17 protein-coding genes are annotated in these 19,495 nt (G+C 67.0%); 5 read left to right on the top strand and 12 right to left on the bottom strand.

Annotated features, from left to right (window positions below):
* The first annotated feature begins 15 nt into the window (after nt 1–15).
* The 5 genes from N4G42_RS23480 to N4G42_RS23460 all read left to right on the top strand — a co-directional run bounded on the left by N4G42_RS23480 (nt 16) and on the right by N4G42_RS23460 (nt 5,205).
* Nucleotides 16–1,296 (top strand): TRAP transporter large permease, encoded by a 1,281-nt coding sequence (locus N4G42_RS23480; RefSeq protein ID WP_260668909.1) that lies wholly within the window; start codon nt 16–18, stop codon nt 1,294–1,296.
* Between the two features lie 55 nt (nt 1,297–1,351).
* Entirely contained in the window at nt 1,352–2,356 is a 1,005-nt protein-coding gene (locus N4G42_RS23475; RefSeq protein WP_099731779.1) for a TRAP transporter substrate-binding protein, read from the top strand.
* An 81-nt stretch (nt 2,357–2,437) separates the two neighbouring features.
* Nucleotides 2,438–3,346 carry a shikimate dehydrogenase gene (locus N4G42_RS23470; protein WP_260668908.1) on the top strand — a complete coding sequence of 303 codons (909 nt, stop codon included), beginning with the start codon at nt 2,438–2,440 and terminating at the stop codon, nt 3,344–3,346.
* Between the two features lie 37 nt (nt 3,347–3,383).
* Nucleotides 3,384–4,283 (top strand): VOC family protein, encoded by a 900-nt coding sequence (locus tag N4G42_RS23465; RefSeq protein ID WP_056743221.1) that lies wholly within the window; start codon nt 3,384–3,386, stop codon nt 4,281–4,283.
* Between the two features lie 16 nt (nt 4,284–4,299).
* A complete protein-coding gene (locus N4G42_RS23460) occupies nt 4,300–5,205 on the top strand; it encodes a sugar phosphate isomerase/epimerase family protein (RefSeq protein ID WP_056742851.1) in 906 nt (301 codons plus the stop codon).
* 181 nt (nt 5,206–5,386) lie between these two features.
* Here N4G42_RS23460 and N4G42_RS23455 read toward each other — a convergent pair whose 3' ends face one another.
* The 12 genes from N4G42_RS23455 to N4G42_RS23400 all read right to left on the bottom strand — a co-directional run bounded on the left by N4G42_RS23455 (nt 5,387) and on the right by N4G42_RS23400 (nt 19,288).
* Nucleotides 5,387–5,842, bottom strand: coding sequence for a nuclear transport factor 2 family protein (locus N4G42_RS23455; protein WP_116748307.1), 456 nt, complete (start codon nt 5,840–5,842; stop codon nt 5,387–5,389).
* A gap of 8 nt (nt 5,843–5,850) precedes the next feature.
* The gene (locus N4G42_RS23450) at nt 5,851–6,633 is read right to left on the bottom strand and encodes an SDR family NAD(P)-dependent oxidoreductase (protein WP_260668907.1); all 783 of its coding nucleotides are present in this window, start codon (nt 6,631–6,633) and stop codon (nt 5,851–5,853) included.
* Nucleotides 6,630–7,172, bottom strand: coding sequence for a DUF3833 domain-containing protein (locus tag N4G42_RS23445; RefSeq protein ID WP_056056565.1), 543 nt, complete (start codon nt 7,170–7,172; stop codon nt 6,630–6,632). The genes N4G42_RS23450 and N4G42_RS23445 overlap by 4 nt, the downstream gene beginning before the upstream one ends.
* 25 nt (nt 7,173–7,197) lie before the next feature.
* Complete coding sequence (locus tag N4G42_RS23440) at nt 7,198–8,496, bottom strand: MFS transporter (protein WP_260668906.1); 1,299 nt, start codon at nt 8,494–8,496, stop codon at nt 7,198–7,200.
* A complete protein-coding gene (locus N4G42_RS23435) occupies nt 8,493–9,026 on the bottom strand; it encodes a chalcone isomerase family protein (protein ID WP_260668943.1) in 534 nt (177 codons plus the stop codon). Before N4G42_RS23435 ends, N4G42_RS23440 begins: the two co-directional genes overlap by 4 nt.
* A gap of 50 nt (nt 9,027–9,076) precedes the next feature.
* On the bottom strand, nt 9,077–10,309 hold the full coding sequence (locus N4G42_RS23430; protein WP_260668905.1) for an SAM-dependent methyltransferase: 1,233 nt from the start codon (nt 10,307–10,309) through the stop codon (nt 9,077–9,079).
* A gap of 35 nt (nt 10,310–10,344) precedes the next feature.
* Nucleotides 10,345–11,136, bottom strand: coding sequence for a DUF1365 domain-containing protein (locus N4G42_RS23425; RefSeq protein ID WP_260668904.1), 792 nt, complete (start codon nt 11,134–11,136; stop codon nt 10,345–10,347).
* Nucleotides 11,133–12,443, bottom strand: coding sequence for an NAD(P)/FAD-dependent oxidoreductase (locus N4G42_RS23420; protein ID WP_260668903.1), 1,311 nt, complete (start codon nt 12,441–12,443; stop codon nt 11,133–11,135). Before N4G42_RS23420 ends, N4G42_RS23425 begins: the two co-directional genes overlap by 4 nt.
* A 244-nt stretch (nt 12,444–12,687) precedes the next feature.
* Nucleotides 12,688–13,272, bottom strand: a complete 585-nt coding sequence (locus N4G42_RS23415; RefSeq protein WP_233584136.1) for a glutathione peroxidase — start codon at nt 13,270–13,272, stop codon at nt 12,688–12,690.
* 335 nt (nt 13,273–13,607) lie between these two features.
* A complete protein-coding gene (locus N4G42_RS23410; protein ID WP_260668902.1) occupies nt 13,608–14,819 on the bottom strand; it encodes an HD-GYP domain-containing protein in 1,212 nt (403 codons plus the stop codon).
* A gap of 107 nt (nt 14,820–14,926) precedes the next feature.
* Nucleotides 14,927–18,061, bottom strand: a complete 3,135-nt coding sequence (locus N4G42_RS23405; protein WP_260668901.1) for an efflux RND transporter permease subunit — start codon at nt 18,059–18,061, stop codon at nt 14,927–14,929.
* A gap of 12 nt (nt 18,062–18,073) precedes the next feature.
* Nucleotides 18,074–19,288, bottom strand: a complete 1,215-nt coding sequence (locus N4G42_RS23400) for an efflux RND transporter periplasmic adaptor subunit (protein ID WP_260668900.1) — start codon at nt 19,286–19,288, stop codon at nt 18,074–18,076.
* Nucleotides 19,289–19,495: the final 207 nt, after the last annotated feature.

The raw sequence follows: 19,495 nt of genomic DNA, 5'->3' as shown, positions 1-19,495 counted from the left end.
ACTGGAACGCGCACCATGACCGTCACCATCTTCCTGGGCTCCCTGCTGCTTGCCATGGCGATCGGTGTCCCCATCGCTTACGCGCTGCTGATCTGCGGTGTGGCGCTGATGTGGCATCTCGACCTGTTCGACGCGCAGATCCTGGCACAGAACGTGATCAACGGCGCGGACAGCTTCCCGCTGCTGGCCGTGCCGTTCTTCATGCTGGCGGGCGAGATCATGAATGTGGGCGGGCTGTCCAAGCGCATCGTGAAGCTGGCGCTCACCGTGGTAGGCCATGTCCCCGGTGGCCTGGGCTACGTGGCCATCATGGCGGCCGTGATCCTGGCGGCAGTGTCGGGCTCGGCCGTGGCGGACGCGGCGGCCTTGGCGTCGCTGCTGCTGCCCATGATGGTGGCTGCGGGGCACAACAAGGAGCGTTCGGCGGGCTTGATTGCCTCTGCCGGGATCATCGCGCCAGTGATACCGCCCTCGATCGGCTTTGTGATCTTTGGCGTAGCCGCCAACGTGTCCATCAGCAAGCTGTTCCTGGCGGGCATTGTTCCCGGTGTGCTGCTGGGGCTCTCGCTGGCTGTGACGTGGTGGTGGCTGGTGCGGCGCGAGAACGTGGCGCCGCCGAAGCGCGCAACGCGCGCCGAGCTGCTGCTGGCGTTGCGCGAAGCCGTCTGGGCCCTGGGCCTGCCCATCATCATCCTGGTGGGTCTGCGCATGGGGGTGTTCACACCCACCGAGGCCGCTGTGGTGGCCGCCGTCTACTCGTTGTTTGTCGCGATGGTCGTGTACCGTGAGCTGACCCTGCGTCAGCTGGTGGAGATCTTTCAGACCTCCGCACGCACCAGCGCCGTGGTGATGTTTCTGGTCGCTGCAGCCATGGTGTCGGCCTGGCTCATCACCGTGGCCGATCTTCCGTCCGCTGTCATCGGCATGCTGGAGCCTTTCATGGGCAACCAGACGCTGCTGCTGATCGCCATCATGGTGCTGGTCATGGTGGTGGGCACCGCGATGGACATGACGCCGACCATCCTCATCCTCACGCCCGTGCTGATGCCGGTGGTGAAGGCCGCGGGCATTGACCCGGTGTACTTCGGCGTGCTGTTCATCATCAACAACGCCATTGGCCTCATCACGCCGCCCGTGGGCACCGTGCTCAACGTGGTGGCCGGGGTGGGCCGCATTTCCATGTCGCAAGTCACCCGGGGCGTCATGCCGTTCATGGTGGCGCAGTTCATCGTCATGTTCCTGCTGGTGCTGTTCCCGTCCATTGTTCTCGTGCCCTTGCGCCTGCTGGGGGGCTGACCCTCCCTCCCGCGCCTACCGTTTCTGCCTGCCAAAAAACCAAGGAGACCATCCCATGAAGCTGCTCAAGACCCTGCTCGCCACGGCCCTCGTCGCCGCATCGCTGCTGCCCGCTGCGCACGCGCAGGAGCGCACCATCAAGTTCGCCTTCCAGAACCAGAAGGACCACCCGCAGGCCCAGGGCGCGCAAAAGTTTGCCGACCTGGTGGCGGCCAAGACCAACGGCCGCATTGCCGTCAAGCTCTTCCCCGGCGGCACGCTGGGCGGCGACCTGCAGACCGTGTCGGCGCTGCAAGGTGGCACGGTGGAGATGACGGTGCTCAACGCGGGCATTCTGTCGGCCCAGGCCAAGGAATTCGGCATCTACGACTTCCCCTTCCTGTTCGCTACGCCCCAAGAGGCTGACGCCGTGACGGACGGCCCCTTCGGCAAGAAGCTGCTCGACAAGCTGCAGGCCAAGAACCTGGTGGGCCTGGGTTATTGGGAGCTGGGCTTTCGCAACCTCACCAACAGCAAGCGCCCCATCACCAAGGCTGAAGACATTGCAGGCCTCAAGATCCGCGTGATCCAGTCGCCCATCTACATCGACATGTTCAACGCGCTGGGCGCCAATGCCGTGCCCATGCCCTTCCCCGAGCTGTACACGGCCATGGAGCAGAAGGCCGTGGACGGCCAGGAGAACCCGTTCTCCACCATCCTGTCGTCCAAGTTTGCGGAGGTGCAGAAGTACCTGACCGTGACGCGCCACATGTACAACCCCCAGGCCGTGATCGTGAGCAAGAAGTTCTGGGACAGTCTGAACCCTGCTGACCAGAAAGCGTTGACCGACGCCATGGCCGAAGCCACCACCTTCCAGCGCGGTGTGTCGCGCGTGCAGGCCAATGTGGCGCTGGAAGACCTCAAGAAGGCCGGCATGCAGGTGTCCGAGTTCTCGCCTGCCGAGCTGGACAAGCTGCGCGCCAAGGTGAAACCCGTGGTCGAAAAGCACAGCGAAAAAGTGGGCGCAGAGACGGTGAAAGAGGTCTACGCCACGCTGGCCAAGCTGCGCGGCGGCAAGTAAGCCCCACGCTGCCCACCCCGCACGGCCGCCAGTAGCCTCGCCACACCCGGCCGTGCATTCACCCCGTATCCCGCCCGCCCCATGAGCACCCAGCTGCTTGATCCCCCGGTCACCACACCCACGTCCGCCATGCCATCCACAAGCCCCCGCAAGGTGCTGATCGGACTGATCGGTGCCGGTATCCAGAAATCGCTGTCGCCCGCGCTGCACGAAGAAGAAGCGCGCCATCACGGCATGCGCCTGCACTACCAGCTCATCGACCTGGACCGCTCTGCTTCCTCGGCGGAGCATCTGCCCACGCTGTTGTCGGCGGCGCGCATCATGGGCTACGCGGGCTGCAACGTGACCTACCCCTGCAAGCAGGCGGTGATTCCGCACCTCGACAGCCTGTCCGAAGAAGCGCGCGCCATGGGCGCCGTGAACACCGTGGTCATCCAGGGCGGAAAACTCGTGGGCCACAACACCGACGGATCGGGCTGGGCTTGGGGCTTTACCCGCGCACTGCCTGGCGCCGACCTGCGCCGCGTGGTGCTGCTCGGCGCGGGCGGTGCAGGCGCTGCGATTGCACACGCCGTGCTGCGGCTGGGCGCCGAGCACCTGAACATCGTCGATGCGCAGCCCGAGCGTGCGGCTCAACTGGCAGCCGATGTGAATGCGCTGTACGGCGCCCGGGCCGAAGCCTCCGACATCCAATCGGCCATGGCGCAGGCCACAGGCCTGATCCACGCCACGCCCACGGGCATGGACAAACTGCCCGGCCTGCCACTCGATGTGGCCCTGCTGCGGCCCCCGATGTGGGTGTCCGAAGTGGTGTATTTCCCGCTCGACACCGCCCTGGTACAGGCCGCACGCGCGCTGGGCTGCCGGGTATCCGACGGCGGTGGCATGGCTGTGGGCCAGGCCGTGGGCGCGTTCGAACTGTTCACCGGCGAGGCGCCCGATGCGGCGCGCATGGATGCGCATTTCCGCCGCCTGGTCAGCACGCGCTGATGCCACTGCCCGCCGCAACCCCCAAGGAGCCGACACCATGAGCACCCCGATGATGGCCGCCCGCGAAACGCTGGGCGAACTGCCCAACCCCCTGGGCCTGCAGGGCGTGGAGTTCATCGAATACGCCACCAGCCGTCCGCAGGCCCTGGGCCAGGCGCTGGAGCGCATGGGCTTTCAGCCTGTGGCACGCCACCGCTCGCGCGAGGTGCTGCTGTACCGCCAGGGCGACATGAACATCATCGTCAACGCCCACCAGGACAACGAGCTCACCGGCGTGCACGCCCCGCCCGCGCTCACCGAAGCGCCGGTGCTCGCCGCCATTGCTTTTCGCGTGGGCAATGCGGCCGCGGCCTACCGCCGGGTGCTGGAACTGGGCGCCTGGGCCGTGCACACCGAGGTCGAGGTGATGGAGCTGAACATCCCCGCCATCCACGGGGTGGGTGCCAGCCGCATCTACTTTGTCGACCGCTGGAAGGAGTTCTCCATCTACGACGTGGACTTTGTGCCCATCCCCACCGTCAACCAGCGGCCGCCCGCGCTGCAGGGCCTGCACCTGTTTGGCGTGGTGCAGTACATCGGCCTGGGCCGTGCCGAGGACTGGATCCACTTCTACAGGGAGCTGTTTGGCTTCGCCGAGCTGGCACCGGACCAGTCGTTTGGCGTGCTCACCCATGGCCGCATCCTGGCCAGCCCCTGTGGCACGCTGCACTGGCAGCTCATCGAACCGCTGGTCGATGCGCTGGAAGCCGACCCCGAAGAGTTGCTGCAACGCGTGGCCTTTGGCGCGCCCGACGTGCTGGCCACAGTGCAAGCGCTGCGCGAGCGCGGCGTGGACTTCGTCGAGTCCCCCACCGGCGTGCACACGGGCACGCGCGGCGCCCTCACCCGCGCAGATGCCGGCGCTCCCAGCTTCGAACTGGTGCTGGACGCACGCTGAGCCTGGAGACTGCCCCATGCGCACATCCACCATGCAACGCAACGTCGCCGACTTTGGCATGGACACCATCAGCCTGGCCGGCCCGCTGGAGGCCAAGCTCGCCGCCGTCAAGGCCGCCGGATTTGGCCAGATCATGCTGGCCGCGCGCGACATCGTGGGCCACCCCGAGGGCATCGAGGCCGCCGTGCACGCCGTGCGCAGCAGCGGCTTGCGGGTGACGGGCTTCCAGGTGCTGCGCGATTTTGAAGGCTTGTCCGGCCACCTGCACAGCTACAAGGTGGACATCGCCAAGCAGATGATCCTGATGGCGCGTGACCTGGGCGCGCCCGTGCTGCTGGCATGCAGCTCCACGTCTTCGCACGCCACGTCTGACGCCGATGCGATTGCGCGCGACCTGCGCAAGCTGGCCCTGCTGGCGCTGCCCCATGGCATCCGCGTGGCGTTTGAGGGCCTCTCCTGGGGCCGCCACATCAACGAGGTGCACCAGGCCTGGGCCGCCGTGGAACAGGCCGATTGCCCCAACCTCGGGCTGGCCATTGATTCGTACCACCAGTTCGCCACCAGCACGCCGCTCGCGGCGCTGGAGGACGTGGACCCCGCCAAGATCTACCTCGTGCAGCTGTCCGACTTCATGTGGCAGGAAACGCGCACAGTGCAAGAGCGCATCGAGACCGCGCGGCACTTTCGCGTGTTCCCTGGCGAAGGCGTGCACAGCAAGGCGCTGGCCGAACTGGTACGCACGCTGGACGGCATGGGCTACCAGGGCGATTACAGCTTTGAGGTCTTCAACGACGACTACCAGCAGCTGCCTCTGCCCTATGTGGCGCAACGGGCGTGGAACAGTGCGCTGTGGCTGGCCGAAGGCGTGTTGCAACGCGCAGTGCCCTTGCCCGGGCATTCGCGCATCCGGGCAGTGGGGTGAAGAGGGTGAGCGGGCCCCGGGGACCCTGTGCACGAATCGCCGCGCCGTGAGCATCTGCGGTCTCGGGCAGCCTGCGGTGTTGCAACACTTCGCAATAGCGACAGCTGATGCTGCGTTTTGCGCCTAGCAGACCATTCCGATCCACAGCGCCCACTTACCGCTCGATGCGTGCAGCGGATCCCTAGCTGTTGGCGCGCTTTTTGAGCCAGCGCATCAGTGCGCCCACCACGGGCAGCTTTTCGTACAGCTCTTCGGCCGCATCCCAGTAGTCGCGGTGCAGCGTCACCAGACCCTGTTCGTCCAGCACCAGGTGCGAGGCACCACGCACCGTCTGCGTCACGCCCTTGTGAAAGTCCTTGAACGCGAACAGGAAGTCCCAGGTCAAGAAGCACTGCGTGCCCTGCACCACCCGGCCGGTGACCACAAAACGCGGCTGCTCCAGCGCCTCGAACATGTGGGCAAAAATGGCCTGGATGGCAGGCACGCCCTGCACCTCGTTGAAGGGGTCCTTGAAGCGCGCCTGTGGTGCGTAGAAATGGCCAATGGCCGCTATGTCGGCAGGCGAGAGGTTTTCAAAGAATGCGACAACGCGCGTGACGGCTTCTTCGGTGGATGGGGATGTGTTCGGGGGCTGCATCGCAAAAGTCAAAGGCCTGTGAAGCGGCGAACGGCGGGGAAGTACCAACGGTACGGCAACAGCCGCAGCAGCTTCATCACGCGTGTGAAACGCTTGGGGAAGTGGATGTCGAAATGCCCCCGCTCCCAGCCCTGCACGATGGCCGCCGCTGCTGCTTCGGGTGAGATGAGGGCCGGCATGGTGAAGTCGTTGCCCGCCGTGAGCGGCGTGGCCACAAAACCAGGGTTGATCACGCTCACGCCCATGCCCAGGTCGTGCAGGTCCAAGTACAGCGCCTCGGCCAGGTTGATGAGGGCCGCCTTGGTGGGCCCATAGGCCAGGCTCTTGGGCAGGCCGCGAAAGCCTGCCACGCTGCTGATCAGGCTCACGTGACCTGGCTGCCCGGCCTGCGCTGCGGCCAGCATGGCGGGCAACATGGCGGCCAGCACGTGCAGCACGCCGTTGTAGTTGATCTGCTCGTGGCGCAGCATCACGGCCAGATCGAAGTCGGTGGCGCGCATGTCGCGGTAGTAGCCCGCGCAGTAGCACACCAGGTCGGGCGCTCCTCCCGCGAGCACCTGCGCTGCGGCGGCCTGCACCTGTGCCGGTTCTGCGGTGTCAAAAGCCAGCGCCGTGCTGCCGGGGTGCTGCACAACAAAGGCGTTCAGTGCATCACCGCTGCGCGCCGACACGATGACCTGCGCACCGCGCGCATGCAGCGCGGCTGCGGTGGCCCGGCCAATGCCACTGCTGGCCCCGATGAGCCAGGCACGGCGGCCCTGCCAGTCGCGCAAGGGAGGGTTGAGGCTCATGGTGCGCGTTTGGTGAAGGACAGCGTGATCTCGCCCAGGCGCACGCCGAACTTGGTCATGGTGGCGCGGTTGAGCATCACCCGGTCGTCGATGAGGTACATCCAGTCGTCCAGGTCCACGTTGTAGACCTTGCCATCCACCGGCAGGGCCAGCGTGTAGTTCCAGCGGAAGGCGTTGCCGCGCGTCTGGCCGTTGGCCGTGCCCACCACATCGTCGGCGGTGCCGGTGTAACGGCCGTCGGCATGCTTCGTCAGCCGCCAGATGCGGCGCTGCGTGGTGCCGTCGGAGTAGGTGAAGGCTTCATCCAGCACGCCCTCGTTGCCTTTCCAGCTGCAGTCCATCACCACGGTGAAGCGTTTGACGATCTGGCCGCTGCGGTCCTGGAAGATGCCGTAGGCGTCGATCTTGCCGTTGAAATACTGGGCCAGGTCCAGCACCGGTTTCTCGGTGGCGTAGCCATCCAGGTTCTGGCTGGCGCAGCCGGACAGCACTACGGGCGCAGCCACAGCGGCGGAGAGGAGGAGGCGTCTTTGCATCATGGGTTGTGCCTTGGGGGTATGGGTGTCAGGTTCCAGCCATCGCCGCACCGCGTGGGTGCCGGAGAAAAAGGACGTACAGCGCTGCCGCTGCCGCCAGCTTGAGCGCGCAGGGCAGCACGGCGTAGGCCAGGCCCAGTGTCTGCAGGCCGTCATCGCTGCGCGTGCCCGGCGTGTAGCCCAGCCAGCCCAGCAGGGGCAGCGCCAGGCCTGCTGCCAGGGCCAGGTTGAGCTTGGTGGCAAAGTTCCACCAGCCGAAGTACGCGCCCTCGTGCCGGCCGCTGTCGCCCTCGGCCGCGATCACGCCCGCCAGCAGGGCGCTGGGCAGGGCCAGGTCCGTGCCCAGGGCCACACCCGACAGCGCGCAGACCACCATGAACGGCAACACATCACCCGCGCCCAGAAACGCCGTCCACACAAACACGGCAATCGCCAGCAGCATGCCCGCCAGCCAGGTGCGCGCCAGGCCCCAGCGCGCCACGGCACGCAGCCACAGCGGAATGGACAGCGCCGCACAGACAAAATAGGCCGCGAGGAACATGGGCTCCTGCGCCGGCGGGGCCTGCAGGCGGTCTTGAATGAAGAACAGCACCAGCGTGGCCGGGATGGCACTGGCGATGCCGTTGAGCATGAACACGGCCAGCAGGCGGCGAAAGGCAGCCCGTCCCCAGGGCCGCCACAGGCTGGCGCGCTGTGCCGGTCGGTACACGCCTGCCACGGCCTCAGCATGGTCTGCGGGGCGCGGGGCTCTGGTCCACGCCCACCAGCCCAGCAGCAGGGTGAGGGCAAACACACTGAGCATCACCGGCAGGCCCAGCAGCGCGGGCAGCACCGAAGCCAGCACCACGCCCACCAGCGCGGCGCCCTCACGCCAGGCCACGATGCGGCCGCGCTGCAGCTCGTCGCCGCCCAGCCGTGCGCCCCAGGACTGGTGCGCAATGCCCAGCTGGCTATAGGCCGTGTAGGTGATAAGCAGTGCCACCAGCGCCCAGGCAATCAGTGCATCCGCCCCACGCACCCATGGAAAGAACAGGCTGGTCAGCCCCAGTGCCAGCACCACGGCCGACACCGCGCCCACCGCCAGCACGGCGCGCACCGAGCGGCTGAACAAGTAGTCGGACAGACGCCCCAGCAGCGGGTCGGACACCGCGTCGAACAGCCGCGCCGCCAGCAGCACCGAGCCCAGCGTGGCCAGTGGCATGCCGAACTCGCGGGCGTAGTGGTTGGGCAACAGCACATACAGCGGCAGCGCCACAAAAGCCAGCGGCAGGCCCAGCAGCCCATAGGCCAGGCCTTGGCTGGCGCGCATGGGCGTGGTGGAGGTCATTGCTGCCCTTGTCCCGCAGTGCGGGTGGCCGCGATCAGCTCTTGCCGCAGTCCGGGTTCGGAGGTCTGCGGCGACAGCCAGATGCCGAAGAACAGGCGCGAGAACTCGGCGTCAGGCACTTCGCCCACCACACGCCCGCCCATCTTGAACACGGCGCCCGTGCCGGGCTGGTACAGGCCCAGCAGCCGGTCGCCAGCCTTCACATCCGGCAGCGCGGCGGTCAGTGCCTGCTGCCAGCGCGCGGCCTGCTGCGGCGTGAAGCTGCCCACGCGGCGCATCTCTTCGATGGAGCGCTTGGCGATGGCGTCGGCCGAAAAATCGCGGTGGTAAGTCAGCTCCAGCGCCAGGGGGTGGGCGGCGTAGTTGTCGGCATCAAAGCCGGGCTGCACCCACAGCCGCGCACGGTAGATCTCAAACCCCAGAAACCGCAGCACGCCCTGGCCCACCAGGCGGGCCCCCGACAGCGGGGCTGCGGCGGCTGCGCTGGCCTCTGCAACCTGCGCCAGCGCGGTTTGAGGGCCAAAAGCCATCAATGCGCTAGTGAATATTGTGGTGATAGCTATATTTTTCATAGCAGTCATCAGTCCTTGGCCAGGGTGTACTGCACCAGGTCGATGTTGCTCATCGCAAACGCCGCCTCGCAATACGCCAGGTAGAACTCCCAGATGTGCATGAAGCGCTCGTCAAACCCCAGCTGCAGGATCTGCGTGCGCTGCGCGAGGAAGCGCTCGCGCCACCGCTTGAGGGTTTCGGCGTAGTCCTGGCCAAACGCAAACTCGTCGACCACGCGCAGGCCCGCCGCCTCGGCTTCGCGGCGGAACTCGCGCGGACACGGCAGGCAGCCACCCGGGAAGATGTACTGCTGGATGAAATCCGTGGAGCTGATGTAGCGCTCGAACAGGCTGTCGTCGATGACGATGCTCTGGATGCAGGCCCGGCCGCCGGGCTTGAGCAAGCGGTTCACCGACTGGAAGTAGGTGGGCCAGTATTCGCGGCCCACGGCCTCGACCATCTCGATGGAGCAGATGGCGTCGTACGGGCCGTCCTGGATGTCGCGGTAGTCCTGCAGGCGCAGGTCGGCGTGCTCGGCCACCCCTTGCTGCGCCATGCGCTTTTGCGCGAAGGCGAGCTGCTCGGTGGAGAGTGTCACGCCCGTCAGGTGGGCGCCGAATTCGACGGTCGCCATCTCGGCCAGCGCGCCCCAGCCACAGCCGATCTCCAGCACCCGGGAATTTGGCTGCACACCGGCCATGCGCAACGCGCGCCGCACCTTGGCGTGCTGGGCAGCGCGCATGTCGCCGCCTGCATCGCCCTCGAACCAGGCGGACGAGTAGTTCATCGTATCGTCCAGCCAGAGTTCGTAGAACGCGTTGCCCAGGTCATAGTGGGCGTGGATGTTCTTCTGGCTGTTGGCGCGGGTGTTGCGGTTGAGCAGGTGCTTGATGCGGTACAGCAGGCGGCCGGCCCAGGTGCCGTAGATCACGCCTTCCACCTGCTGGCGGTTGGCGATGAAGAGCTTGAGCAGATCGGTCAGGTGTGGGGTGGTCCAGTCGCCCGCGATGTAGCTCTCGGCAAAGCCGATGTCGCCCGACTTGAGCGCTGCGCTGCAGACATTCCAGTTCTTGAGCGTGATCGCCGCCGACGGGCCATTGCCGTGCCCGAAGTGCTGCAGGGTGCCGTCAGGCAACTGCACCGTGAGGTGGCCGTGCTGCAGGCGCTGCAGCAGCCTGAGCGCGGTGCGGGCGGCTGCCGGCGTGCCTGCGGGCAGGGCCTGCGCGTTGCGGTCGGAGCGGGTGGCGGTGGTGGAGTTCATAGCGGCGGTCTCGCGGGGCTGGAACGACATGGAGATCAACGGGTCACGATGGAGGCAGGCGCCTCGGGCTTGCGATGGAAACGCACGCGCTTGAGCCACAGCTGCAGCGCGTGCCAGTGGATGCGGGCAATGATGGCCAGTGTCATGGCGGGGTAGCCCCAAAGCGCCTGGCGCAGGGTCTGTGGGGTGATGGTCTGCAGGGTGCCGCTCACGCTGGTCTGGATGAGCGGGCCGATGTCGTCGTCGTGGTCGATGCGCACCACGGTGCGGCCTGCGTCCTGTGCACCAGCCTCGGTGCGCATGAAACGAAAGCGATAACCGCCGCTCACCTCGCAGAACGGCGACACGTGGAACACCTTGCGTGCCTGCTGTTCCACGCCGTACTGCGGCGCATCCAGCAGGTAGCAGTGGCGCTCGCCAAAGGTGTTGTTCACTTCCACCACGATGGCGCGCAGGTGGCCATCGGCGCGGTGGCAATACCAGAAGCTCACGGGTTTGAAGGTGTAGCCCAGCACACGGGGGTAGCAGTGCAGCCACACCTCACCTGTGGCGTCGGTGATGCCTTCGGTGCGCAGCAACTCGTCCAGCCAGGCCAGCGCCCCGCCCTGCGCGGCGCTGCGGCCGTCGCCGTGGTCCACGTCATGGAAGCTGATGGCGCCGCTGCGGTTCACCGCCAGCGGTGTGTGCGTGCCGCTCAGGCTGCGCATGGGCAGCATGAGGAAAAACGTGGGGTAGGCGAACGCATGCCGCCGGGGCCGCAGCCGCGTGTGGCGCACCTGGCCGAAGCCGATCAGGGGCGCTGCGGTGGGGGCCGGCGCTTGGCTCACGCAGCCTCCGCCAGGGGGGCCGGCAGGGCGGCCAGCAATTGCTCGGCCACGGCTAGGCCCGATTTGAGGCCGTCTTCGTGGAAGCCGTAGCCCGTCCAGGCGCCGCAGAACCAGGTGTGCTGCTGCCCTTGCAGCTTGCCCACCTGCTGCTGCGCGCGGATAGCGGCCATGTCAAACACGGGGTGGGCGTAGTCGTAGCTGCCGATCACGTGTTCGGGCGCTATGTCGCGCACCGGGTTGAGCGACACCACCACGGGCTGTGCAAAGGGCACGGGCTGCAGCTGGTTGATGAGGTAGTGCAGGCACACGCGGGCCGACTCGCGGCTGCGTTGCGGCGCACGTTCGTAGTTCCACGCGGCCCAGGCGGCGCGGCGCGCCGGCAGCACGGACGTATCGGTGTGCAACACGGCGCGGTTGGCCTGGTAGCGGATGGTGCCGAGCACGGCGCGCTCCTGCGTTGAAGGCTGGGCCAGCAGCGCGAGCGACTGGTCCGAATGGGTGGCCAGCACCACCTGATCAAAATGTTCGGTGTGGCCTGCAGTCACCACGCGCACGCCGGCGGCATCGCGCTCGATGCGGCGCACGGGGGTGTTCAGGCGCTTGTCGGCAATGCCCGCCACGATCTTGTCCACGTAGTGGCGCGCACCGCCAGACACCGTCCACCACTGGGGGCGGTTGCTCACCTGGATCAGGCCGTGGTTGTGGCAGAACCGGATCATGGTGGCCACGGGGAACTTCAGCATCTGGTCGGTGGGGCAGCTCCAGATGCAGCCCAGCATGGGCAGGAAGTACCAGTCACGGAAGGCGTCGCCAAAGCGGTGCTCGCGCAAGAAGTCGCCCAGGGGCTGCATCAGCGCTGCCTCGGCCTGCTTGTCGGCAATGCGCGTGCACAGTTGGTTGAAGCGCAGCAGGTCGCGCAGCATGCCCAGAAAACGCGGGTTGACCAGGTTGGAACGCTGGGCAAACACAGTGCTGAGGTTGGTGCCGCTCCATTCCAGCGCGCGGCCACCGCCGAGGGCTGCGGGCACCTGCACCGAAAACGACATGTCGGATTTGGCCGTCTCCACGCCCAGCTCGGCCAACAGGCGGATCAGGTGGGGGTAGGTGCGCTCGTTGAACACCAGAAAGCCGGTGTCCACGCCGTGGGTGACCGGGGCGCCTGACGCATCGGGCAGGGTGACATCGACGGTGTGGGTGTGGCCGCCGAAGTAGTCGCCCGCCTCAAACAGCGTGATGTCCGCCTGGCCGCGCAGCTGGTGCGCGACGGAGAGCCCGGAGATGCCGGAGCCGATGATGGCGATTTTCATGACCGGCTCCCTCTGGCCGGTGCACGGAATAAAAAGGTTGCGAAGCGTCCCGAAACGAATAAGAGAGGGAGGGAGGAGAAGCGCTCCAGGAGGTCAGTCGGAACCCGGGGGCCCGAAAGGCTTCGCAACATTAAAACTGTACGCTGCGCAATCGTCTTGCGCAATGGATAGAGTGAGGCCGCTCCGGCGAAGTTCCAGAGGGCGCCTGTATTTTTTTTCAAGAAATGTAAAGAAGTCATTGCGCTCACCGGGGTGTGGGCATGGCGAGCTGCTGTTCGATGGCACGCACCAGGCCCTTGTTGTCCGGCCCGGTCAGGCTGGAGTAGTTGTCCACCAGCTTGCCGTCGCGGCCCAGCAGGTATTTGTGGAAGTTCCAGCGGGGCGCCGTGCCCGACAGCTGCGCCAGTTGCTGGTACAGCGGCGAGGCTTCGGGGCCCTTCACGCTGCTTTTGGCAAACATGGGAAATTTCACCCCGAATGTGTTTTCGCAGAAGTCGGCGATTTCCTTGTTGCTGCCTTTTTCCTGGGCAAAGTCGTTGGACGGGAAGCCCAGCACCACCAGCCCCTTGTCCTTGTAGCGGGCATACAGCTCTTCGAGCCCCTTGTACTGGCCGGTAAAGCCACAGAAGCTGGCCGTGTTGACTACCAGAACCACTTTTCCGCTGTACTGGCAAAGCGACTGCGGCTTTTCGTCCTGCAGGCGCGGAAAGGTGTGCTGCAGCGTGGCCGGGCACGCTGCAGGCGCATCGGCCGCTTGGGCGGCGGGCGCCAGCAGCAACCAGGCCGCCAGCGCGGTGGCTGTCGAGAGGAGTCTTGTAAGGCGGTTCATAGGACTTTGGGCAGTGAGTGCAGCCAATTTAACCATTTCATCATTTTTTGTCCACATGAGTTTTTATTTGTACTGAATGGTTTACGTGGCGCGCACGCGTTTGGATTCAGATTTCGGAAGGAAGCGGGACGCGGGGGCCAAAAAGCGGCCGCGCAGTACCACCGGCGCTGGCCCATGGCGCGGTAGGGAAAGGAGTGGATACAGCTTCAGCCCCAGTGACGGGCGGCAGGAGCCACGCATGGGCAACGCCTCATGCAGGTATGAGGGGGAGCTGTGGCCCGCCGCAGACAGCGGCGGCGCGTGGAACCGGGGGGCTCGCAGCGCCCTCCAAGGCGTCAGATCATCTGCAGCAGGCGGTCCAGCGACAGGTTGACCCGCACGTCCTTGAAAGCCACCACACCGGTGACCTTCCAGGGCGGCATGCCCGTATCGCGGGGAATGGGCTCGCCCGTGGCCATGCCGTCGCGGTTGGTCACCACGGCCACGCGGGGGGTGGTGGCGGTGGTGCCCCGGCGGATGACCACGCCCACTTCACGGCTGGCCAGGCGCACAAAGGCACCGGGGGGATAGACGCCCAGGGTCTTGACGAGGGCGGCGCCGGCCTCGTCCACCTGGTGTTCTTCGTCGTAGTAACTGGCCTGCATGGCGGCAGTGACAGGCATGGGCAGCCGCGCGGCGCGGGGGGCCAGGCGGGCGCCAAAAATGTCGGCGCGCTGCAGCAGGCGGGCCATTTGCTGGGCTTCGGTCTTTTTGGCCAGGGGCCCGGGCGTGCGGTGGTGGTGGCAGCGCACGGCCTCCAGCCACACCGGGTCGGCCACGCCCAGATGGCGCAGCAGCGCCTCGGACCGCGCCGCGTGGTCTTCCACGGCGGCAATCTGGGTCGCGGTGAGGGGCTGGGTCTGCAGCACCAACTGGTCCTGCAGCTCTGTCATGGCGATGTTCATGCTCAGCGCTGCGTGCCCCAATTGCTGCACCCGGCCGCTGGGCCAGCGCAGCATCTCGCGGGCCACCACCATGCACACGCAGCTGACCAGCATGGAATGCGTGGCGCTGTACATGCGCGTTTCCTGGGCCGAGAGATAGATCAGTGCCAGCAGCGTGGCGTCGGGCGTCTGTTCGCAATGGCGCACCAGCTCGTCGTGCAGGGCCTGAAACCGACCGCCAAAGTCGCTGGGCGACGGGGCGCGCAGCAGCTGCGTGGCGCGCAACTGCAGCTCGGGCCAGTCGGGTAGGGTTTTGCCCGCACGCGCAGCGGCCGCTGCGGCGGCCTGCTCGCCGGCCGTCATCTTCATGGCGGCGATCTCGCCCAGGTTGGTGTCGGCGATCAGCATGCGCTGCAGCTGCGCCAGGTAGGCGCGGTGGCTGCCGCCGGATTCGTCGGTGTCCACACACAGCTCGCGCCCGCGTTCGACCAGCTTGGCCAGTTCGTCGCGGGTGCGGATCACATAGCCCTTTTGCGCCAGCAACACGCCGTCGGCCCCCCGCAGCACAAAAGGCAGGGGATGGCCCAGCTGGATGGATTCGATGTTGAGGCTGACGAGGTTCATGGTGCGCGTTGCATTATCCGACGGCTACCTCCCGCCAAAGCCCGCGCGACCCCCGTGATTGCCCTGCTTTTTGGGCTCACGCCGGCGGGCGGCGCCAAGACTCGGCGTCAGGGGGCAGAGGGAGGTGCTGGTTGCGCTGTGGCTGTGGCTGTGGGGGCCGCCGGTGCGCCCGGGGCATGGCGCACCCCGCGCAGGCGGCGGGCCAGCCGGCCGAACCCCTGGCCCAGGTCGTCCACCCCAGTAAACACCGCCGGAATCACCAAGAGGCTCAGCAGCGTAGAGGTGATGAGTCCGCCAATCACCGCCACCGCCATCGGCGAGCGAAAGCTCGCGTCCGCAGCACCCAGGCCGATGGCGATGGGCAGCATGCCTGCACCCATGGCCAGCGTGGTCATGATGATGGGCCGTGCACGCTTGTGGCAGGCGTCGATCAGCGCCTCAAAGCGCGTCATGCCATGCTCGCGCCGCGCCAGGATGGCGTATTCCACCAGCAGGATGGAGTTCTTGGTGGCAATGCCCATGAGCATGATCAGCCCGATGAGCGAGGGCATCGAGAAGCTCTTCTGCGCAATCAGCAGCCCCACAAACGCGCCACCCAGCGACAGCGGCAGCGCCGCCAGGATGGTCACCGGGTGCAGGAAGTCCTTGAACAGCAGCACCAGCACAATGTAGATGCACAGCACGCCGGTGAGCATGGCCAGGCCAAAGCTGGCAAACAGCTCGCCCATCATCTCGGCATCGCCAATGGTGATCTGGCGCACGCCGGCTGGCAGGTTCTGGATGGAGGGCAGCGCTTCGACCGCCTTGGTCACGTCGCCCAGCGGCTGGCCCGACAGCTCGATCTCAAAATTGACATTGCGCGCGCGGTCGTAGCGGTCCACCACGGCCGGGCCGCCGCTGAACTCCAGCGTGGCCACCTGGCCCAGCATCACCGGGCCCTTGGCGCCGGGCACGGGCAGGCGCTCCAGCAGCGACAGGTCCTTGCGCGCGTCGTCCTGCAGCTTGACCACGATGGGCACCTGGCGTGCTGACAGGTTGAGCTTGGGCAGCGACACGTCGTAGTCGCCCACGGTGGCAATGCGCAGGGTCTCTGCAATGGCGCTGCTGGTCACGCCCAGGTCGGCGGCGCGGGCAAAGTCGGGGCGCACGGCGATCTCGGAGCGCACGAGGCTGGCGGTGGACGAGATGCTGCCCAGGCCCGGGATGGTGCGCAGGTCCTTCTCGACTGCCAGCGCCGCTGTGGTCAGCGCCTGCGGGTCGTCGCCCGTGAGCACCAGCACGTACTTCTCGCCCGAGCCGCCCAGGCCCACCTTGCTGCGCACGCCGGGCAGGGTTTCCAGGGCCTTGCGAATGTTGTTCTCGATGCCCTGCTTGCGTGGCCGGTCCCCGCGCTCGGCCAGCAGGATGGTGAGCGTGGCCTTGCGGGTTTCGGCGGAGGCGCCCCCCATGAAGGGGTCAGTGCCGGCCGAGCCGCCGCCGATGGTGGTGTACACACTTTGCACATGCTCCACCTTGGCGATGCGCTGTCGCGCGTCTTCGGCCACGGCCCGCGTCTGCGCCAGCGTGGCGCCGGGTGGCAGCTCCAGGTACACCTGGGTCTGCGAGTTGTCGTCCGGCGGGATGAAGCCGGTGGGCAGCAGCGGGATCAGCGCCAGCGAGCCGATGAAAAAGGCCGCCGTGGCAATGAAGGTCATCCACCGGTGTTTGATGCACCACGCGGCCCAGCGCAGGTACACCGTCATCCAGCGCGGGTCCTTGTGGTCGCCCACGATGGGCTTGAGGATGTAGGCCGCCATCATGGGCGTGAGCAGGCGCGCCACCACCAGGCTGGCAAACACCGCGAGCGACGCCGTCCAGCCAAACTGCTTGAAGAACTTGCCCGCAATGCCGCTCATGAACGCGGTGGGCAAAAACACCGCGATCAGCGTGAAAGTGGTGGCCACCACGGCCAGGCCAATTTCGTCGGCCGCCTCCATGGCCGCCTGGTAGGGCGTCTTGCCCATGCGCAGGTGGCGCACGATGTTCTCGACTTCTACGATGGCGTCGTCCACCAGGATGCCCACCACCAGCGACAGCGCCAGCAGCGTGATCACGTTGATCGAGAAGCCCAGCCAGTACATGCCGATGAACGCCGGGATCACCGACAGCGGCAGCGCCACGGCCGACACGAAGGTGGCGCGCCAGTCGCGCAGGAAGAGCCACACCACCAGCACGGCCAGCAGTGCACCTTCGTACAGCAGGTGCATGGAGCCGTCGTATTCCTCCTGCACGGGCTGCACGAAGTTGAAGGCCTCGGTGATCTCCAGATCGGGGTGCTGTGCGCGCATTTCCTTGAGGGCTGCCTGCACAGCCGCGCCCACTTCCACCTCGCTCGCGCCCTTGCTGCGGGCCACTTCAAAGCCCACCACCGGCTTGCCGTTGAGCAGGGCCAGCGCGCGCGGCTCGGCAATGGTGTCTGTCACCGTGGCCACCTGATCAAGCCGCACATGGCGGCCGTCGGACAGCGCCAGCGTGAGCCCTGCGAGCTCCTGCGCCGACTGCACCGTGGCCAGCGTGCGCACGGGCTGTTCGCTGCCACCCAGGTCGGTGCGGCCGCCTGCACTCTCCGTCTGCACCAGCCGCAGCTGGCGCGAGACATCGGCCGCCGTGGCGTTCAACGCCTGCAGCTTGACCGGGTCCAGCAACACATGCACCTCACGCTGCACACCGCCCACGCGGTTGACGGCGCCCACGCCGCGCACGGTGAGCAGCTTCTTGGCCACAGCGTCGTCCACAAACCAGGACAGCGCCTCGTCGTCCATGCGGGCCGACGCGATGGTGAAGGCTAGCACGGGCTGCGCGGCCAGGTCCATCTTGGTCACGATAGGGTCACGCACGTCGCCCGGCAGGTCGCCGCGCACACGGGCCACGGCGGAGCGCACGTCGTCCAGCGCCTCCTGCGTGGGCTTTTCCAGCCGGAACTCGGCGGTGATGGTGGCGCCGCCGTCCTGCACCTTGGTGTAGATGTGCTTGAGCCCCTGCAGCGTGGCGATGCTGTTCTCGATCTTGCGCGCCACGTCGTTCTCCAGCTGCGCGGGCGAGGCGCCCGGCAGCGCCACGGTCACGGAGATCGTGGGCAGGTCGATGTCGGGAAAGTTCTGCACCTTCATGGCGTTGAAGGACAGCAGGCCGCCGAAGGTCAGCAGCACAAACAGCATCAGCGCCTGGATGGGGTTCTTGATGGACCAGGTGGATACATTCATCTGGAATGCTCCTCAATTGATAGCTGTTTGCGCATGATCCACTAGCGCTACAGGCACTTTTTGCATGAAATGCTGGCTGGAGGACTGCTTGCCAACCGCTGGCGCCGCCGCAGGGGCCGCCACGCGCACCAGGTCGCCATCGTTCAAAAAGCCCGCACCGCGCACGGCGACGGAGGCTCCAGCGTCCAGGCCCGACAGCACCTCGACCCGGTCGGCCACGCGGCGGCCGGTCTGGACCTTGCGCATCTGCACGCGCTGGTCTCCGCCCACCACAAACACGTACGAGAACCCGTCGCGCACCACCAGCGCCTCTTGTGGCACGGTGAGTGCGTCGCTGCTGCCCAGTGCGAACTCGCCCCGCGCAAACATCCCGGCGCGGAAGTCGGTGTTGGCGGGCAGGTCCACGTAGACCAGCGCATTGCGCGTTTGCGGGTCCACCGTGGGCGCGACCATGCGCACGGTGCCCTCGGCCGCGGCGCCGCTGGCAGCCGTAACGCTGACCTTGGCCCCGGGCTGGATGCGCCGCAGCTCGGTGGACGTGACCTCGGCGCGCCACTCCAGCCGGCCCTTGCGCACCATGCGGAACAGCTCCGTGCCGGCACCCACCACCGCGCCCACGGTGGCCGTGCGGGCCGAGATCACGCCGCTGTCAGGCGCCACCACCTGCGTGTATTTGAGGCGCAGCTGCTGCGCGTTCAGCGCGGCCTTGGACGCTTCCACGCGGGCCTGGGCGGTTTGCTCAGCCGTGGTGAACTGCTGGATCTGCTGCTGGCTGAGTGCGCCCGTGGCTTGCAACGAGCGGGCGCGGTCGGCATTGGCGGCGGCCTCGGCCGCATTGGCCTGGGCTTCGAGCAGGCTGGCGCGGCTCTGGGCCACATCGGCCAGCACCGTGTCGGCCGAGAAGGTGGCCAGCACCTGCCCGGCCTTGACCACATCGCCCACGTTCACACGCACCTCGGTCAGGCGCAGGCCGTTGCTCTCGGCCCCAATGCTCGCCTCTTGCCACGCGGCGATGTTGCCGTTGGCCGCCAGGCGCAGCGGCACTGGCATGCGCTGCGGCTGCGCCGTGCTGACGGTGAGCGCAGGCCGGGGCTGGCCCGCCTTGGGTTCATCGGCGGCACGCGATGCGCCCGAGAAAACCAGCGCACCGCCCGTGGCCAGAACGCAGGCGGCGATCACGGCGAAGGCGGTGGGGGAAAACTTGAAGGAGAAAGAGGAGTGTTGCATGTGCATCTGTCCTGGGGAGTTCATATCAGCTGTGCATGGTGTTGGGCGTGGCCCACTGCGCTCGAAACTGGCGATGCGCAGACGAGGGCAGCCCAGCAAGGGCCGCCCCGCAGCGAGGGCTGCGTCCCCCTGCCCGGATTGCGCAGCAATGCGAGAGCGGGGGCTGAGCGCCGCGGCTCCGAGCCTGCCTGCGCAGGCTTGGACGGC

Origin of the sequence: Acidovorax sp. K2F (assembly GCF_025246485.1) — a bacterium.
Lineage (GTDB): Bacteria > Pseudomonadota > Gammaproteobacteria > Burkholderiales > Burkholderiaceae_C > Acidovorax > Acidovorax delafieldii.
The sequence above is the reverse complement of the archived record's forward strand: the minus strand, read 5'-3'. Positions and strand labels throughout refer to the sequence as shown.

Bases quoted from the DNA above. Each gene is read 5' to 3' on its own strand.
- N4G42_RS23480 (WP_260668909.1), top strand. From the start codon at position 16: ATGACCGTCACCATCTTCCTGGGCTCCCTGCTGCTTGCCATGGCGATC.
- N4G42_RS23475 (WP_099731779.1), top strand. From the start codon at position 1,352: ATGAAGCTGCTCAAGACCCTGCTCGCCACGGCCCTCGTCGCCGCATCG.
- N4G42_RS23470 (WP_260668908.1), top strand. From the start codon at position 2,438: ATGAGCACCCAGCTGCTTGATCCCCCGGTCACCACACCCACGTCCGCC.
- N4G42_RS23465 (WP_056743221.1), top strand. From the start codon at position 3,384: ATGAGCACCCCGATGATGGCCGCCCGCGAAACGCTGGGCGAACTGCCC.
- N4G42_RS23460 (WP_056742851.1), top strand. From the start codon at position 4,300: ATGCGCACATCCACCATGCAACGCAACGTCGCCGACTTTGGCATGGAC.
- N4G42_RS23455 (WP_116748307.1), bottom strand. From the start codon at position 5,842: ATGCAGCCCCCGAACACATCCCCATCCACCGAAGAAGCCGTCACGCGC.
- N4G42_RS23450 (WP_260668907.1), bottom strand. From the start codon at position 6,633: ATGAGCCTCAACCCTCCCTTGCGCGACTGGCAGGGCCGCCGTGCCTGG.
- N4G42_RS23445 (WP_056056565.1), bottom strand. From the start codon at position 7,172: ATGATGCAAAGACGCCTCCTCCTCTCCGCCGCTGTGGCTGCGCCCGTA.
- N4G42_RS23440 (WP_260668906.1), bottom strand. From the start codon at position 8,496: ATGACCTCCACCACGCCCATGCGCGCCAGCCAAGGCCTGGCCTATGGG.
- N4G42_RS23435 (WP_260668943.1), bottom strand. From the start codon at position 9,026: ATGGCTTTTGGCCCTCAAACCGCGCTGGCGCAGGTTGCAGAGGCCAGC.
- N4G42_RS23430 (WP_260668905.1), bottom strand. From the start codon at position 10,309: ATGAACTCCACCACCGCCACCCGCTCCGACCGCAACGCGCAGGCCCTG.
- N4G42_RS23420 (WP_260668903.1), bottom strand. From the start codon at position 12,443: ATGAAAATCGCCATCATCGGCTCCGGCATCTCCGGGCTCTCCGTCGCG.
- N4G42_RS23415 (WP_233584136.1), bottom strand. From the start codon at position 13,272: ATGAACCGCCTTACAAGACTCCTCTCGACAGCCACCGCGCTGGCGGCC.
- N4G42_RS23410 (WP_260668902.1), bottom strand. From the start codon at position 14,819: ATGAACCTCGTCAGCCTCAACATCGAATCCATCCAGCTGGGCCATCCC.
- N4G42_RS23405 (WP_260668901.1), bottom strand. From the start codon at position 18,061: ATGAATGTATCCACCTGGTCCATCAAGAACCCCATCCAGGCGCTGATG.
- N4G42_RS23400 (WP_260668900.1), bottom strand. From the start codon at position 19,288: ATGCAACACTCCTCTTTCTCCTTCAAGTTTTCCCCCACCGCCTTCGCC.